The sequence below is a fragment of the Candidatus Diapherotrites archaeon genome (genome assembly GCA_016205145.1).
In the GTDB taxonomy this organism is placed as follows: Archaea; Iainarchaeota; Iainarchaeia; order Iainarchaeales; family JACQJH01; genus JACQJH01.
In genome coordinates, this window is the sequence record JACQJH010000001.1 from 23,753 (window position 1) to 38,068 (window position 14,316).

General features: G+C 52.1%; 15 protein-coding genes. 14 read left to right on the forward strand and 1 reads right to left on the reverse strand.

Annotated elements, in window-relative coordinates; all coding sequences use genetic code 11:
* The first annotated feature begins 42 nt into the window (after nucleotides 1–42).
* From dnaJ to HY394_00225, 12 genes are all read left to right on the forward strand, one after another.
* Nucleotides 43–1,182: a molecular chaperone DnaJ gene (gene dnaJ, locus HY394_00170; GenBank protein MBI4052433.1), complete on the forward strand. Its 1,140-nt coding sequence runs from the start codon at nucleotides 43–45 to the stop codon at nucleotides 1,180–1,182.
* Nucleotides 1,183–1,250: 68 nt separating this feature from the next.
* Entirely contained in the window at nucleotides 1,251–2,072 is an 822-nt protein-coding gene (locus tag HY394_00175; GenBank protein MBI4052434.1) for a hypothetical protein, read from the forward strand.
* 274 nt (nucleotides 2,073–2,346) lie between these two features.
* Entirely contained in the window at nucleotides 2,347–4,110 is a 1,764-nt protein-coding gene (gene ilvB / locus HY394_00180) for a biosynthetic-type acetolactate synthase large subunit (protein MBI4052435.1), read from the forward strand.
* The gene (gene ilvN, locus HY394_00185) at nucleotides 4,107–4,661 is read left to right on the forward strand and encodes an acetolactate synthase small subunit (protein ID MBI4052436.1); all 555 of its coding nucleotides are present in this window, start codon (nucleotides 4,107–4,109) and stop codon (nucleotides 4,659–4,661) included. Before ilvB ends, ilvN begins: the two co-directional genes overlap by 4 nt.
* A gap of 13 nt (nucleotides 4,662–4,674) precedes the next feature.
* Nucleotides 4,675–7,104 (forward strand): valine--tRNA ligase, encoded by a 2,430-nt coding sequence (locus HY394_00190; protein MBI4052437.1) that lies wholly within the window; start codon nucleotides 4,675–4,677, stop codon nucleotides 7,102–7,104.
* Between the two features lie 109 nt (nucleotides 7,105–7,213).
* Nucleotides 7,214–7,756 carry a hypothetical protein gene (locus HY394_00195; GenBank protein ID MBI4052438.1) on the forward strand — a complete coding sequence of 181 codons (543 nt, stop codon included), beginning with the start codon at nucleotides 7,214–7,216 and terminating at the stop codon, nucleotides 7,754–7,756.
* A 270-nt stretch (nucleotides 7,757–8,026) separates the two neighbouring features.
* On the forward strand, nucleotides 8,027–8,647 hold the full coding sequence (locus HY394_00200; protein ID MBI4052439.1) for a Kae1-associated serine/threonine protein kinase: 621 nt from the start codon (nucleotides 8,027–8,029) through the stop codon (nucleotides 8,645–8,647).
* Nucleotides 8,648–8,685: 38 nt separating this feature from the next.
* Nucleotides 8,686–10,113: a hypothetical protein gene (locus tag HY394_00205; protein MBI4052440.1), complete on the forward strand. Its 1,428-nt coding sequence runs from the start codon at nucleotides 8,686–8,688 to the stop codon at nucleotides 10,111–10,113.
* 121 nt (nucleotides 10,114–10,234) lie between these two features.
* Entirely contained in the window at nucleotides 10,235–10,789 is a 555-nt protein-coding gene (locus HY394_00210) for a 30S ribosomal protein S15 (GenBank protein ID MBI4052441.1), read from the forward strand.
* Nucleotides 10,790–10,794: 5 nt separating this feature from the next.
* Nucleotides 10,795–10,932, forward strand: a complete 138-nt coding sequence (locus HY394_00215; GenBank protein MBI4052442.1) for a hypothetical protein — start codon at nucleotides 10,795–10,797, stop codon at nucleotides 10,930–10,932.
* Nucleotides 10,933–10,963: 31 nt separating this feature from the next.
* Nucleotides 10,964–11,614 carry a hypothetical protein gene (locus tag HY394_00220; protein ID MBI4052443.1) on the forward strand — a complete coding sequence of 217 codons (651 nt, stop codon included), beginning with the start codon at nucleotides 10,964–10,966 and terminating at the stop codon, nucleotides 11,612–11,614.
* A 62-nt stretch (nucleotides 11,615–11,676) separates the two neighbouring features.
* Complete coding sequence (locus HY394_00225) at nucleotides 11,677–12,360, forward strand: DUF92 domain-containing protein (GenBank protein MBI4052444.1); 684 nt, start codon at nucleotides 11,677–11,679, stop codon at nucleotides 12,358–12,360.
* On the opposite strand, the gene sppA is transcribed toward HY394_00225, so the two are convergent.
* Nucleotides 12,350–13,270, reverse strand: a complete 921-nt coding sequence (gene sppA / locus HY394_00230) for a signal peptide peptidase SppA (protein ID MBI4052445.1) — start codon at nucleotides 13,268–13,270, stop codon at nucleotides 12,350–12,352. The two genes, HY394_00225 and sppA, sit on opposite strands and share 11 nt — an antisense overlap.
* 47 nt (nucleotides 13,271–13,317) lie before the next feature.
* Between sppA and HY394_00235 the strand changes: the two genes are divergently transcribed.
* Together HY394_00235 and HY394_00240 are read left to right on the forward strand one after the other, a co-directional pair.
* Complete coding sequence (locus HY394_00235) at nucleotides 13,318–13,830, forward strand: CDP-2,3-bis-(O-geranylgeranyl)-sn-glycerol synthase (protein ID MBI4052446.1); 513 nt, start codon at nucleotides 13,318–13,320, stop codon at nucleotides 13,828–13,830.
* Nucleotides 13,824–14,306: an archaeosortase/exosortase family protein gene (locus HY394_00240; protein MBI4052447.1), complete on the forward strand. Its 483-nt coding sequence runs from the start codon at nucleotides 13,824–13,826 to the stop codon at nucleotides 14,304–14,306. Before HY394_00235 ends, HY394_00240 begins: the two co-directional genes overlap by 7 nt.
* Nucleotides 14,307–14,316: the final 10 nt, after the last annotated feature.

The following is a 14,316-nucleotide window of genomic DNA, read 5'->3' on the forward strand; positions in this document are numbered from 1 at the left end:
ATTTCTTATTCCGTGTTTCATCTGGAACGGGTTTGACTTTGCATGTCTGAAAAGCGCGATTATTACGATGTTCTGGGCCTGAAGAAGGGCGCGCCCGTAGACGAGGTCAGGAAAGCCTACAAGGATTTGGCGAAAAAATTTCATCCCGACGTGAGCAGGGAATCCAATGCGGAAGAAAAGTTCAAGGAAATCCTTGAGGCTTACTCCGTGCTTTCCGATCCGCAGAAAAAGGAAAACTATGACAGGTTCGGCCATGCGGCTGAAGGCTTTCAGGGCCAGGGCTTCAGCGGTTTCAACCGCGACTTCGATTTTGATTTCAGTGATTTGTTTTCAGGCGCTTTCTCCGGTTTTGAGGGCACGCCGTTCGAAGGCGTTTTCAGCGAAGCCTTTGGAGGCAGGAGGCGCGGCCCGGTAACTGGCAGGAATTTGCGTTTCGATTTGAACATTTCTTTTGAGGAAGCCGCTTTCGGCGTGGAAAAAGAGCTTTCAGTGCAGAGGCTTGGCCAATGCAGTGAATGCGACGGCTTTGGCGGCAAGGGAAAGCAGACCTGCAGCCAGTGCAACGGTTCCGGAATTGTCAGGCACGAGCAGAGAACTCCTTTCGGCTTGTTTGCCACGCAGATGCCCTGCAATAAGTGCAATGGTTCGGGCCAGTCTTTCAAGGAGCGCTGCGCAAAGTGCGGCGGCAAGGGAAAGTCAAAGGAAAAGGCGACCGTGAAAGTTAAAATTCCGGCCGGCATTGATTCCGGAAACCATCTGCGACTGAAAGGCTTGGGCGAAGCCGGCGAGAATGGCGGCCAGCCAGGCGACCTATTCATCGTAGTGTTTGTCATGGCGCACGAAATTTTCCGGCGCGACGGAAGCGACGTTTTCTGCGAAGTTCCATTGTCTTTCAGCGAAGCCGCTCTCGGCGCAAGCGTCGACGTTCCGACTCTCAAGGGAAAGGTTTCTTTGAAAGTGCCGCCTTCCACGCAATCCGGCACGATTTTCCGGCTGCATGACAAGGGCATAAAAAACCTTGAAGGCGCCGGTTTCGGCGACGAGTTCGTGAAAGTGATTGTGCAAACTCCTGACGGCCTTTCAAGGCGCCAGCGCGAATTGTTCGGGGAACTTTCAAAGGAAGACCTGACGCAGAAAAAGCGCAAAAGCCTTTTCGACAAAATAATGGATAAGTTTAAGTAAGCGCTAAGACTAATTCTTTTTTCATGCTGCGTTGGAGGCTAAGGAACCCGTTCCGGCGAAAGCATGCAATGCCTTCCCAGCCGCAAGGCGAAGTTGAACAGCAACAGGCTGAAGGCGCAGGGGATGAAAGGCGGCCGGGCTTTTTTTCGCGTTTCATGCGTTTTTTTTCTTTCCGCCGGCGCAGGCAGGAGCGCGGGTATTTCAGGCAGCAGGAACAGGCGCAAACGCACATGAAGTCAATTCAGGATGGCCTTCAAAATGGCGTGGCGGCAATGCAGCAGGAGCAGAACCCTTCGCGCAGGGCGGAAATTTTCGGCCAGCTGGTTGCTTCGATCCCTTCAGTAGAGAATCCCGCCAACTTGCGGCTTTTGGAAGCCGTGCGTTCAGGCCAGGCTTTGACCCAGGACGAAGTTGATTTTGCAGGCAGGCTCATTGGCGTAGAGCAGATGCAGGCAATTAAAGGCCAGCTTTTTGAAATTTTTTTCAGCGGTTTCGCGGAGCGTGACCTTCAAGCTTTTGCGAATCTTGAAAGATCAAATCGCCGCGAGTTCTTGGAGGTCTGCAAGGCGTGGGCGTTGAAAATGAACATTTCCGAAGCCGAATTCGAGCAGGCGCTCTTGGCAAAAATCAGTCCCGCGCACGCGCTGAAGCCGGAGAACTTGGGCAGGTTTTCAGCCGGTCAGGGGGAACAGCCTGAAAGCCGTGAAATGCCTGAAAGCGAAGGGCCGGGGCATCAGCAAAGGGGCGCAAGGCCTTTGCAAAGAACGCCACTACCACGCCGGCGGCGCAGATTTCCGGAAAAGGAAGAAGCGGGGGAACAGGCGGAAGGCGGAGGGCTTGAAGAAGCCGGGGCCGGGGCTGAAGGCCAGGAATTTGAAGAGGCGGCCTGAGAGTTTTGAAACCCAAACCTTTAAATAGATTATTTGCCAATATTAAATCAGGTGTTTTGTATCGTACAGGGCGGTTCACTTCTGCTTTAATCCTTCTTTTCCAGTTTCATCTAATCATAAAAACACCCGCGGTTTTTCTTTTTCCACAGCTTCGCCTTTGGCGGGTTTGCCTTTGCCGTTGCGTTTGCTTGTAGTTTCGGGAGTAGTGCTGTGAAGGCCCCCCCTTTTAAGTTTTAAAAGGAGTGCGTTGTTGAATTTTTGATGCGTGATTGAAATGGGCGAAAAGATTTCCGGCGCTGAAGCCACGATCAGGATGCTTTTGAAGCATGGCATAAACCTGAGCTGGGGCATTACCGGCGGCGCGATAATCCCGTTTTTTGATTCGATGCTTTCGCACCAGAAGGATTTCAGGCACATAACGACCAGGCACGAGCAGGGCGCTGCACATGCGGCGGAAGGGTATGCGCGGGCTGTCGGAAAGCCGGGTTTTTGCGTCGCAACCTCCGGTCCCGGGGCGACAAATCTTGTCACGGGCATAGCTGACGCTTACCTTGATTCCGTGCCGATAATTGCGATGGCCGGCCAGGTTTCAACCAACCTGATCGGGAATGATGCGTTCCAGGAAGCCGATTTGATGGGCATCACAATGCCTATCACAAAGCACAATTTCCAGCCGCGCAAGGCTGAGGAGATTCCTGAAGTCATTGAGAAGGCTTACAGGATTTCGATGGAAGGCAGGCCGGGGCCGGTTTACATCGATTTGCCAAAGGACGTGCAGACACAGTCGCTTGACTCAGATTTGCTTAAGCGCGAGTACAGGCTTGCGCACAAGAAGATAACCTTGGAAGGCAATCCAAAGCAGGTTGCTAGGGCCGCGGAAGAGCTTTTGAAGGCGGAGCGGCCGGTCATCATTCTTGGCGGCGGAGCAGTGCATGCTAATGCTGCAAGGGAAGCGCTTGAGCTAGCAGAGCTTTTGAACGTTCCGGTCGCGACAACGCTCATGGCGAAAGGCATTTTTCCTGAAACCCATCCATTGTCTTTGGGTTGCCTGGGGATGCATGGCACTAAGAGCGCGAATTACGCTGTCATAAACGCCGATGTCCTTGTCGGCATAGGCAACCGCTTTGACGACCGCATTACGGGAAACCTCGCAACCTTCGGCAAGCAGGCGAAAATAATCCACATCGACATCGACCCGGCCGAGATCTCCAAGAACGTGGAAACGTTTGTCCCGATTGTCGGCGACGCGAAAACCGTTTTGAAACAGCTTGTCCTGGAAATAAAGAAGCTTCGCCGCAGTCCGAAGAATGCGTGGTTCAAGAAGCTTGAAGGTTTCATGAAAGTAGAGGCAAAGGAAGACATAGTCATTGGAAAGGACGATCCTGTAATCCACCCCGTGCAGGCAATGCAGGTTTTGGACAAGGTTTTGGCGGAAGACGACATTGTCGTTACAGGCGTCGGCCAGCACCAGATGTTCGGAATGCATTATTTGAAGCGCTCGAAGCCGCGCACGTTCATTTCTTCGGGCGGCCTTGGCACAATGGGTTTCGGCCTGCCGGCGGCCATGGGCGCGAAGGTGGCAAAGCCTGATGTGAATGTTTTCAATCTTGACGGCGACGGAAGCTTCCAGATGACTGTGCAGGAACTTGCGACAATGAAACTGGAAGGCATAAATACCGTCAGCGTGATTTTGAACAATGGCACTCTCGGCATGGTGCACCAGTGGCTTGACCTGTTTTATGACAGCAGGCAGTCGCAGACGCATCTGAGGAAATGCCCGGACTTTGTCAAGCTTGCGGAAGCGTACGGCCTGAACGGCGTGCGCGTTGAAAGGCTTTCAGAGCTTGAGCCGGCTTTGCGGCAGGCTTTGAAAAACGATGAAGCCACGATAATCGACGTGGTTGTTTTCAATGCTCACTGCCTTCCGATGTTTCCGAGCGGCGGCAACCTCACGGACTTTTTCGGCGGAACCGTCAGCAAAAGCTTGGAGTGGTTTCCGGGCGTTGTGAAGGGAAAGGATTTGGGGGCGAAGGAATGACCTTGCATATAATAGGCTTGCTTGTCGAGGACAGGCCGGGCGTTTTTGCGCGCATTTCAGGCCTGGTTTTCAAGCGCGGCTTCAACATTGAAACGATTTGCGTGGGCAAGTCCGAGAAGCCCGGAATTTCGCGCATCATCCTGACGATCAACGCGGATGACAGGACTCTTGAACAGGTCAAGAAGCAGCTCGGCAAGCTCATCGATGTGGTCAAGATAAGCGATCTGCCGAAGTCCGAGTCGGTTGTGAGGGAGCTTTTGCTTGTCAAGGTCAACACAAAGGATTCGAAGAAGCGCGCCGACATAATCGCTTTTGCCAAGTCTTTCAGGGCGAGCGTGGTGGATGTTTCGGCTAAAAGCCTTGTCATCCAGCTTGCGGGCCAGCCCTCGAAAATCGGCGCATTCCTTGAGCTTATGCGGCCGTTTGGAATACATGAAATTTCGAGGACAGGCACGAATGCCATGAGCCGCGGCCCGAAATCACTGTCCGGCGAAGAGGCAGTGAAAACCGGCGCAAAGGCAAAGCAAGGCGGCGCCAAGGCCAAAAAGTGAAGGTTTTTTTTCTATGGCTAACGCTGACTTTCACGCGATTGAAAAGAAGTGGCTTGACTACTGGCGCAATGAAGGCGTTTACAAGTTTGACCAGAGTTCGAAAAAGCCTGTTTTCAGCATTGACACGCCTCCCCCGACTGTTTCCGGGAAAATGCATTTGGGCCACGCTTTTTCCTACTGCCAGGCGGACATGATTGCAAGGTTCAAGCGCATGCGCGGCTTTGAAGTGTTTTATCCTTTCGGATTTGACGACAACGGCCTTGCAACCGAGCGTTTCGTGGAAAAGAGCAGGAACATCCAGGCGAAAAATTTTTCGCGCGAAGAGTTCATCAAAATCTGCCTTGATGAAACCAGGAAAGCCGAGGAACAGCTTCAAAAGGATTTTTCCAGCCTCGGCTTGAGCGTCGACTGGTCGCTGGTCTACAGGACGATTGACAATTTCGCGCGAAAGCAGGCCCAGCGCAGTTTTTTGGACATCCATGCAAAGGGTAGGCTTTACCAGCGCGAGGCGCCTGCAATGTGGTGCCCGAAATGCGAAACATCGATTGCGCAGGCCGAGCTTGAAGACATGGAAAAGGACAGCAGATTCGTGCACATCCGCTTTGATGTCGAGGGCGGAAAAAGCATTGTCATTGCCACGACCAGGCCGGAGCTTCTGCCGGCATGCGTCGCATTTTTCGTGCACCCGGACGACAAGCGCTACGCGTCATTTGTTGGCAGGAAAGTGAAAATTCCTTTTTCGGACCGCACCGTCCTTGTGCACGCGAGCGACAAAGCAAAGCAGGATGTTGGAACCGGCGCGGTTTACTGCTGCACTTTCGGAGATTTGACTGACGTCGAATGGGTTATGGAATTCGGCCTCCCGATAATTGAAATCATCGGCAAGAACGGCGTTCTCAATGACAAAGCTGGAAGGTTTGCAGGCAAAAACGTTTTGGATGCGCGCAAGGAAGTTGTCGAGGCGCTTGAGGCGGATGGCAGGGTCATGAAAGTCGAGCCGTTGAGGCACGTTGCAAACGTGCATGAGCGGTGCAAGACGCCGGTCGAGATTCTCACTTCCAAGCAGTGGTTTGTCAAATACCTTGATTTGAGGGAAACTTTCATTGGCAGGGGAAAAGAAGTGAAGTGGACTCCCGAGCATATGCGCGTGCGCTTTGACAACTGGATTAACGGCTTGAAATGGGACTGGAATGTTTCACGGCAGCGCTTTTTTGGCGTGCCATTGCCGGTGTGGTATTGCAAAAAATGCAAAAAGCCAAAGCTCGCTTCCCCGGAAGATTTGCCGGCCGACCCATTGCAGTCCAAGCCTAAAGGAAAATGCTCTTGCGGCTCTTCCGAGTTCGAGCCGGAGAAAGACGTTTTGGACACCTGGTTTACATCGAGCCTGACGCCGCAGATCAACTGCAAGTGGCTTGAGGATGAAAAACTGTTCAAGAAATTGTTCCCGATGTCCTTGAGGCCGCAGGCGCACGACATCATAACCTTGTGGGCGTTCAACACGGTCGTGAAAGCGCATTTGCATTCGAACAGCCTGCCCTGGAAGCAGATAATGATTTCAGGCCATGCCCTCGATCCGAAGGGAAGGAAAATGTCCAAATCTTTGGGCAACGTCATTGCGCCGCAGGACATGGTTTCAAAATACTGTGCTGACGCATTGCGCTACTGGAGCGCTTCCGCCTCGCTTGGCGAGGACGTGCCGTTCCAGGAAAAGGAAATGGTTGCGGGCCAGAAGTTTTTGTCCAAGCTGTTGAATGCGGGAAAATTCGTTTCAGGTCTGACACAAGGGATTTCGCTTGAAGATTTCAGGAATGAAAAGAAAAACCTGCGCCCGACGGACAAGTGGATTTTGAGCAGGCTCAACACTCTCAAGAAGTCCGTGACCGAAAGCATGGAATCATTCGACTTTTTCCGCGGCCTGAATCCCGTGCGCGACTTTTTCTGGCTTGAATTCGCGGACTATTACATCGAAGAGGTCAAGTACCGCGCTTACGACGAAAGCAATCCTTCCTGCAAAGCGGCGAAGCTGACTCTTCTGTCAGTTTACCTTGACTGCCTGAAAATGCTCTCGCCCTTCCTCCCGTTCGTGTGCGAGGACATAATGCAGTCGCAGTTTTCATCGCACCTCAAAGCCAAAAGCATTCATCTCGAGGAATGGCCGGGTTTCGACGCAACGCTTGTTTCGGATCAGGCCGAATTCGAAGGCGAAACGTGCAACTCGATCGTGTCGGCCTTGCGCAAGCTCAAGTCCTCGCGCAGCCTTGCAATGAACGCCGAACTCGGAAAGGCTGAAATTTTCGTTTCCTCGCCGAAGGCGGAGACCGCAGTGAAAGCGGTTTTGGAGGATGTCTGCGGGACAATGAACGTGAAAAGCCTTGCCGTTTCCAGGGCAAAACCCGCGGAAGGCGCGGTTAAAGTTTCGGAGGAAGTTTTTTTGTCGGCCTGAGTTTTTTCCAGGCCGCTTGGCGAAGCAGTTAAGGCGGGCATTTTTTTGGGCTTTCGGCGGGATCAAGAATATTAATAACGTTTTACCCTAAATTACTCTTGTTGATTGAATGAAACGGCTTTTTCTGTGCGCCCTGCTTTTGGCCCTGTTGTCTGGTTGCGCGGATTCGGGTTCCTTCAAGGAAAAATTTGACGCCTTGCAGCGCACCGAAGCGAACTTTCATTCTTCAGGCTTGACTCCGACTGAGATTCCGAAGATTGTCGCACTGCAGTCCGAGCTGAACAAGGTGAAGGTCTCATTGTCCAAGCAGCCGCGCTCGTCCGAGAATTCCGCGCTCACGTCGCTCATTGACGCGAAGTTTGACCTGCTTGAAATGCGCCTGTCTTTCGAGAAAGGCAAGCTTGAAATGGCGAAAGCCAAGTTCTCCGAAGCCGATTGCCGCGCCGGCGGCGCGCTTGTCAACGCCGCAGATTTTTTCGAGAAAGCAACTGTTTCCGGGTCAAGCGCAAAATCCAGGTTCCAGTCGTTTTTCAAGAATTATCCTGCCGAGGCTAAGCAGACCGGCATTTCATTGCAGGATGTTTCCCTGACAATCGATCTGATCGCCGAAAACGCCGCAACACTGCGCGACGGCGTCCTTGGCTTGTGCTGACGCGTTTTCGACCGCGTGTGCCGCGGCGATTTCGTCCGCCGGGTCCGAAACTAAGGTCTTCGTTGCAAAATCTTGGATTTTGCGACGTGCCCAGAATCTTTGGATTCTGGGGCATCACTGTTGTGAAAGACCGAGTAAGGGGTTGTTAGATTTCAGGGGCGTGCGAGGGGGCGGAGCCCCCTGCGTCGGGATTAAGGCGTATCACTGTTGTGAAAGGCCGAGTAAGCCGCAGTAAAAGCCTTTTAAGCGGTTTCCCGGCAGGATTCTTTTATGGCCGTTTTTGAAAACGAATTGCTTGTCGCGCGCGGAGCCGAAGCGGAACTCTTCAAATCCGAATACCTTAGTTTGCCGGTGCTTGTGAAAAGGCGCGTCCCGAAATCCTACCGGAATCCAGTGCTTGATTCGCGCATCCGTTCCGAGCGGACTGTTGCGGAGGCAAGGCTTTTGCATAACGCAAAGGCATTCGGCGTCAGGGTTCCCGCGGTTTTGCGCATTGACAAGGCAAATGCGGAGATTGCAATGGAGTTCGTTCCCGGAAAGCGCGTGAAAGACGTTCTGACGAAAAAAAATTTCAAAAAGATTTGCGCGGAAATCGGCGCAAGCATCGGAAAGATTCATTGCGCCGGAATAGTGCACGGCGACCTGACAACAAGCAACATTCTGATACATAACGATTCTTTGGTTTTCATTGATTTTGGCCTGGCTTCGCTGTCGCAAAAAACCGAGGACAGGGCAGTGGACCTGCTTGTATTCAAAAAGACTTTTGAGGCAACGCACTGCAACCTGCTTGAAGGCTGGCAGTTCATTGTCAAAGGCTACCTGAAGGAGTTTCCGCATCCGGAATGCGTGAAGCAGATTGGCAAAATTGAGGCGCGGGCGCGGTATCTATAATTATTAACTCCATTTTGGGTTATTTTTATTGATTTTTTATGGGGCAGTCTGTTGGGAGAACGACTCGGCTTATGGGTGTTGCAGCAAAGCGCCTTAAACATACAAGGGAACAATTGTATGACGCGATTTCAGCGGGCCATTTGGAGGCATTGAAAGTTGGCGGAAGCTGGCATGTTTCAACGCAGGAAATTTCCCGCGTGCGCGGGCTTCTGAATTCTGGCTTGAGCATAGCGGACGCCGCAACAAGGTTCTGCATTTCACGAAAGTCTGTGTCAAAGCTGATTTCGTGCGGGTTTGTTGAGGCGCAGCCGTTTGGCAAAAAGTTAATTCTTACGCCTGAGTCGATTAAACGTCTAGAGGGGCGAGTTGAATTCACCAATTGGTTTGTTGAGAATTATGTAAATTCCGAGGAATTTGCCGCCGGCCTCAATCTCAGCAGGGAACGGGCGCTTCAGGTGATTTCGGAATATTCCATTCCGACAATACAACTTTCCGAGCTTGACCTTTTGGGTGAAAACAGGACAAAGCACACGCTTTTTGTTCCGCGTGATTTGTTTGAACGGAATAAGACCGAGTGGGCCAATAGGGCGAGAAGCCGGCCAAGGCCCAAAGACGAAATTGCCAGGATTGACGGGCTTTTGCACAGCTATTCCTCTGAACTGGAAACATTAAGCGAGAAAAAGAATGGGGCTGTCGCGGAATACCGGAAAATAGTTTTTGGTTCGGTTGGTCTAACCTTGCCGGAACTGCGCGCCGCGGAACAAACCCTTGATGCGCGTTTGGATGCCTTGAACGCCGAGTATAGAGCACTGCGGTCTGATTATCGTTCTGATAATTCCCCTGAATTCTTAGGTGCCCTAAATCGCAAGGCGCTTGAAAGGAATGGTGTTGAAGCCGGGCTTTCCAATGTTCGTGGCAAAATTGAACGCGGAGAGGGCGTAAGGGCGGCTCGAAAGAACATAAGCGACAGGGAGAGGGGGTGGGCGGTTTCATTGAGGGACTCCGTCACTGCAATGTCAAGGCGTGAAAGTTATATTGTCGGGCGGTTGTCCGAGCTGCGGGTCGAACGTGCCGCTATGCAGGCAACGGTCAATTCTTATAACGCATCTTTGGCTAAGGGCGGCAGGGCGCTTTATGCGAATGTCCCGAATGGTTTTGTGACCTTGGAGGACGCTTTCAGGCGAACCGGATTTTCACAACCCACTTTGCGCGGTTTCATAAACCAAGGCATAATTGATGGGGGTGTTGTTGTAACCGTGGGGGCAAGGCGCTTTAATTGTGTTCCTGAACATTTTGTCCAAAAAATTGAGAATGCGGTTTCCGTGGTCAGGGCAAGGGAACTGACCGGTTTGGGAAAAAGAAGCGTTTTTTCGGTTTTTTCCGGCAGTTGCTTTCGCGTGGGCAAGAAATGGTTCGTTGAAAAAGCCGCGGTTGATGGTTATATCGCGGCAAACCCGGAACATTAGCTATTTAAAGCTTTCATGGGCATACTTTCTAATCTCAGTTTTTGTTTTCTCTTCTGCGCCGGAATGGGCGGAAGGGGCATTTTAGTTCATTGGTTTTAATTTTATTGTGGGTTTGATGGTTATGGCACGGCTTGGAAACCAGGCGGAAGATTCTGAAGGCGAAAGGGCATTTGAACAGCCGCAGGCAATGGAAGAGCAGTCCGTTGAGGCGCAGGTCAGGGCCGAATCCGGCATTGCCGAGGAAAAGCCAAAGAAGGCCAAAAAGTCGAAAAAGGACAAGGTCCAGAAGGCCTGGGTCAAGATGTCCGTCAAGGACATCGAGGAAGCAATTGTCGGCTTGGCGAACGCGGGTCATTCGGCTTCGCAGATCGGCTTAATGCTGCGCGACGAGTACGGCGTGCCGGATGTCGAGGCGGCAACCGAGAAGACTGTTTCGGAAATCCTCGAAGCGCACAAGATTTTGCCTGAGATTCCGGATGATTTGATGAGCCTCATCAGAAGGTCTGTTGAAATCAAGGCGCATTTGGACAGGAACAGGAAGGATTTCACTGCAAAGCGCGGTTACCAGCTGACTGTCGCAAAAATCAGGCGCCTGCTCAAATATTACACAAAGGCGAAGAGGCTGCCGAAAGACTGGCATTTCACCGAGGAAAAGGCGGCTTTGCTTGTGAAGTGATTTTGATGGCGGGGCTTGTTTTGAACACGGGTTTCAGGCTTGAGTGCAATGGCAGGCTTGCGCACTCGTTTTCATGCACGGGCATTGAAGAGTTTCTTGAGTCGGGCGACAAGGCGATAATGGCCTTGCCTGCGGAAAAATGATTTTTTGGTTTTGGATTTTTGAGTGTTTTTTATGGCTGAAAAGGAAAAGACTGCTGGAGCGGAAAAGGGCGAGGAAAAGAAGGTTGTCAAGCCGACCAAGAAGGCGATTGACACCTGGAAGAAAAAGAAATGGTTCACGATTCTCGCTTCAAGGGAGTTCAGCCAGAAACCCATCGGCGAAACCCCGGCTGAAAAGCCGAAGGGCATTCTTGGCAGGGTTGTCAAGGTCAATCTTTTTGATTTGACTTCGCAGAGGCAGAAGCGCCACATAACCGTTTTTTTCAGGGCATCCGACGTGCAGGGCACGAATGTTTCAACAATTCTCGCGGGCCATGAAATACATCCATCGCATTTGGCAAGGGTCATCAGGAGAAGGTCGAGCAAGATGGAAGTCGTGCAGAACGTTGTCTCGTCCGACGGCAAGAACATCCGGGTCAAAACCGTTGTTGTTTCTGCGAGGAAGATCGAGGGCGAAAAGCGCACGGCAATAAGGAACGCCATCGCGGATATTGTCAAGAAGAACAGCAGCGGAAAGCCTTCCGACCAGCTCATCCAGGAACTCATTTTCGGCCTGGTTTCCGCGAATGTTTTCAAGAAGGCGAAGGAAATCGCGCCGGTCAAGCGCGCTGAAATCGTCAAGTCTTTTTTGGCTCCTGAAACCGCCAGTGAACAGTCCGCCTGACGGGCCGTGCCGCTCTTGGTTTTAAATTTCTTTTCAGCTTTCTTTTTTCCAGGTTTTTTTGCATGACCGGGCTTGCCGAAGTCTTGATCCTGTTTTTTGTCCTCGCGCCAGTCTCATTTGTTGCGTTCCGCAAGAGGTCGCTTGATTTTTTCGGCATACTGGCGGCGAATGCCCTCGGCATAATGGTTTTTGTCGGCGGCGGATTGCCGCTGTTTTTGGCGTTCACTGTTGTTTTTTTCGCCGCCGAGGCCGTCACGCGGGTTTCCAGGCTGAAGCGCAGGGGCAGTTTTGAGGCGCGTTCAATGGGAAACATTTTCGGAAACGGCCTGGTTGCGACTGTTGCGGCATTGTCCGGCAGTCCGCTCGCGTTTTTCGGCGCGGTTTCCGCGGCTTTGGCTGACACTTTTTCCTCGGAACTCGGCAGCCTTTCATCCGATTCGCCCGTGATGATAACGGATTTCAGGCGCGTTCCAGCCGGAACGGACGGCGGCATAACTTTTCTCGGCCTGCTTGTGGCGTGCGCGGGCGGCCTGCTTGTGGCAGCAATGCATTTTTTCCTTTTCGCCAGCCTTCCGTTGGCTTTTGTTGTTTTTTTGTGCGGCTTTTTCGGCAGTGTTTTCGACTCTTTTCTGGGCGCGTTTTTCCAGGGAAAGGGCCTGCTTGACAACAACAGCGTGAATTTTTTCGCCACGGTTTTCGGCGCACTTCTGGCGCTTGCATTCGGCTGGTTTTTCGCTATGTTCTGATTCCGGGGCCGTTTGGGACCGGGGCTTCCATGCTTTGCCTGAGCCCTTCGCCGAAGCTCCTGCCGGATTCCGACAGCAGTTCGAACAGTGAAAAGTCCTTGGAATATTCCTTTATTCTTGGTTCGCCCTGGATGCCGGCCATTGCGGAAGCCTTTTTTATGGCGTCCTCTTTTGTGCCGAAGCCGTCGACCAGGCCGATTTCTTTTGCCTGTTCTCCTGACAGTATCCTGCCGTCGGCGATTGCGTTGAATTTCCTGGTGTCGAGCTTGTCGCCGCGGAACTTTATTATGTCGCCTTTGAACCTTTGGAACGAGTCCTGCACAAGGCGTTCAAGCAGAATTCTTTCTTCTTCGGTCATGCCTTTGAACGGGCTCGCGATGTCCTTCATTGCGCCCGCCTTGACAACGTTGACGTCGATTCCGATGTTTCCAAGCAGCCTCTGCACGTTTGGCACGAACATTACCGCGCCGATGCTTCCGGTTATGGAGTCCTCGTCAGCCATTACATAGCTGCCTGCGGCCGCCGCATAGTATGCGCCGCTCGCGCCGATTTCGGAAATCCAGGCAACGACCGGCTTTTTCATTTTCCTTATTTTTTTCACTATCTGTTTTGAGGCTACAACGCTTCCGCCGCCCGAATCTATGTCCAATACGATTGCCCCGGTTTCCTGGTCGTTTTCCGCCTCGTCAAGCCTTGCAACTATTTCGTCGGCCGACAGCCCGCCCTGCACCTGCCGGTCGAACGAGATTTCGCCTTTCAGCGGAATGACGGCAACCTGGTCCGGCTTGAAAAGCCCCGGCACCACGCCCTGCCCGGCTCCGGGCATTGCGAGCGCGGCAACAAGCGCAATCGCGACAATGAGGATGACAAAAGCAGCCATTGCGATTATGATTTTTTTCATTTCCCGCACCAGCAAAAGATAAAAGTTGATAATGTTTAAATTGTATTCGGGAAGGAATGCTTGAAGTTTTTTTCGCAGTGCTTCTTTATGCTGTTCCGCTTTACCTGAGCAACGCCTGTGCCATGGTTTTCCACGGCAGGACGCCGATCGACCTTGGCGCAAAATTTTTTGACGGAAAGCCCTGGCTCGGCAACGGCAAAACTTTCAAGGGCGCGGTCATGGGCGTTTCAATCGGCTTTCTGTCTGCAATCGCAATTTCGTTTTTTTTCTTCCCGCGCATAGCGTGGTTTTATCCGGATTACGCGTTTTTCGGCCTGGTGCTTTCCGCGGGCGGGGTTTTCGGTGACGTTGTGAAGAGCTTTTTCAAGCGCCGCATGGGCTTCGAGCAGGGTGCCCAGCTTTTTCTCGTAGACCAGCTTGATTTTGTCGTGGGCGGGCTGTTCTTTTCGTGGTTTTTGCGCGTTCCTTCTTTGGCTGAGATCGCAGTGCTTCTGGTGCTCACTGTTTTCATGCACAAGGCCGCGAACTATTTTGCTTTCAAAATGAGGATAAAGCGGGTTCCATGGTGAAAAGAAGCGTAATTGTTTTTGCGGCGAAGTTTTTCGGCTTTTTCGCATTGCTTTATTTCCTGCTCCTGTCCTTTCCGCCGCTGTTCCTGCAGGAATGGCTTACGAAAGCGGTTTCCTCGATTCTCGGCCTTCAAAGCAACGGCATCCTGATTTTCGTGGAATCCGGATCGTTTGTCATGACCGAGAGCTGCACGGGCCTTGTTTCAGGCATAATCCTGGCGTCAGTGGTTTTTTCATTGCGCAGGCCGGAAATGAAAAAGAAGCTATTGCTTTTTTTTGCGGGGGCTTTGCTGCTGTTTGCGGTCAACTTTGCCAGGCTCCTGCTGGTTGTTTCGGCGGGAGTTTACTGGGGAATCGGGGCAGCCGAGATTTTGCACATGATTTCCTGGCTTGCGATGTCAATTGCCATAATCCTTGTCTGGTTTTTGCTGACAAAAAGGTTCGCGGGAATCAGGCGGTTCAACGAACTGCTGTGAGAATGAGATT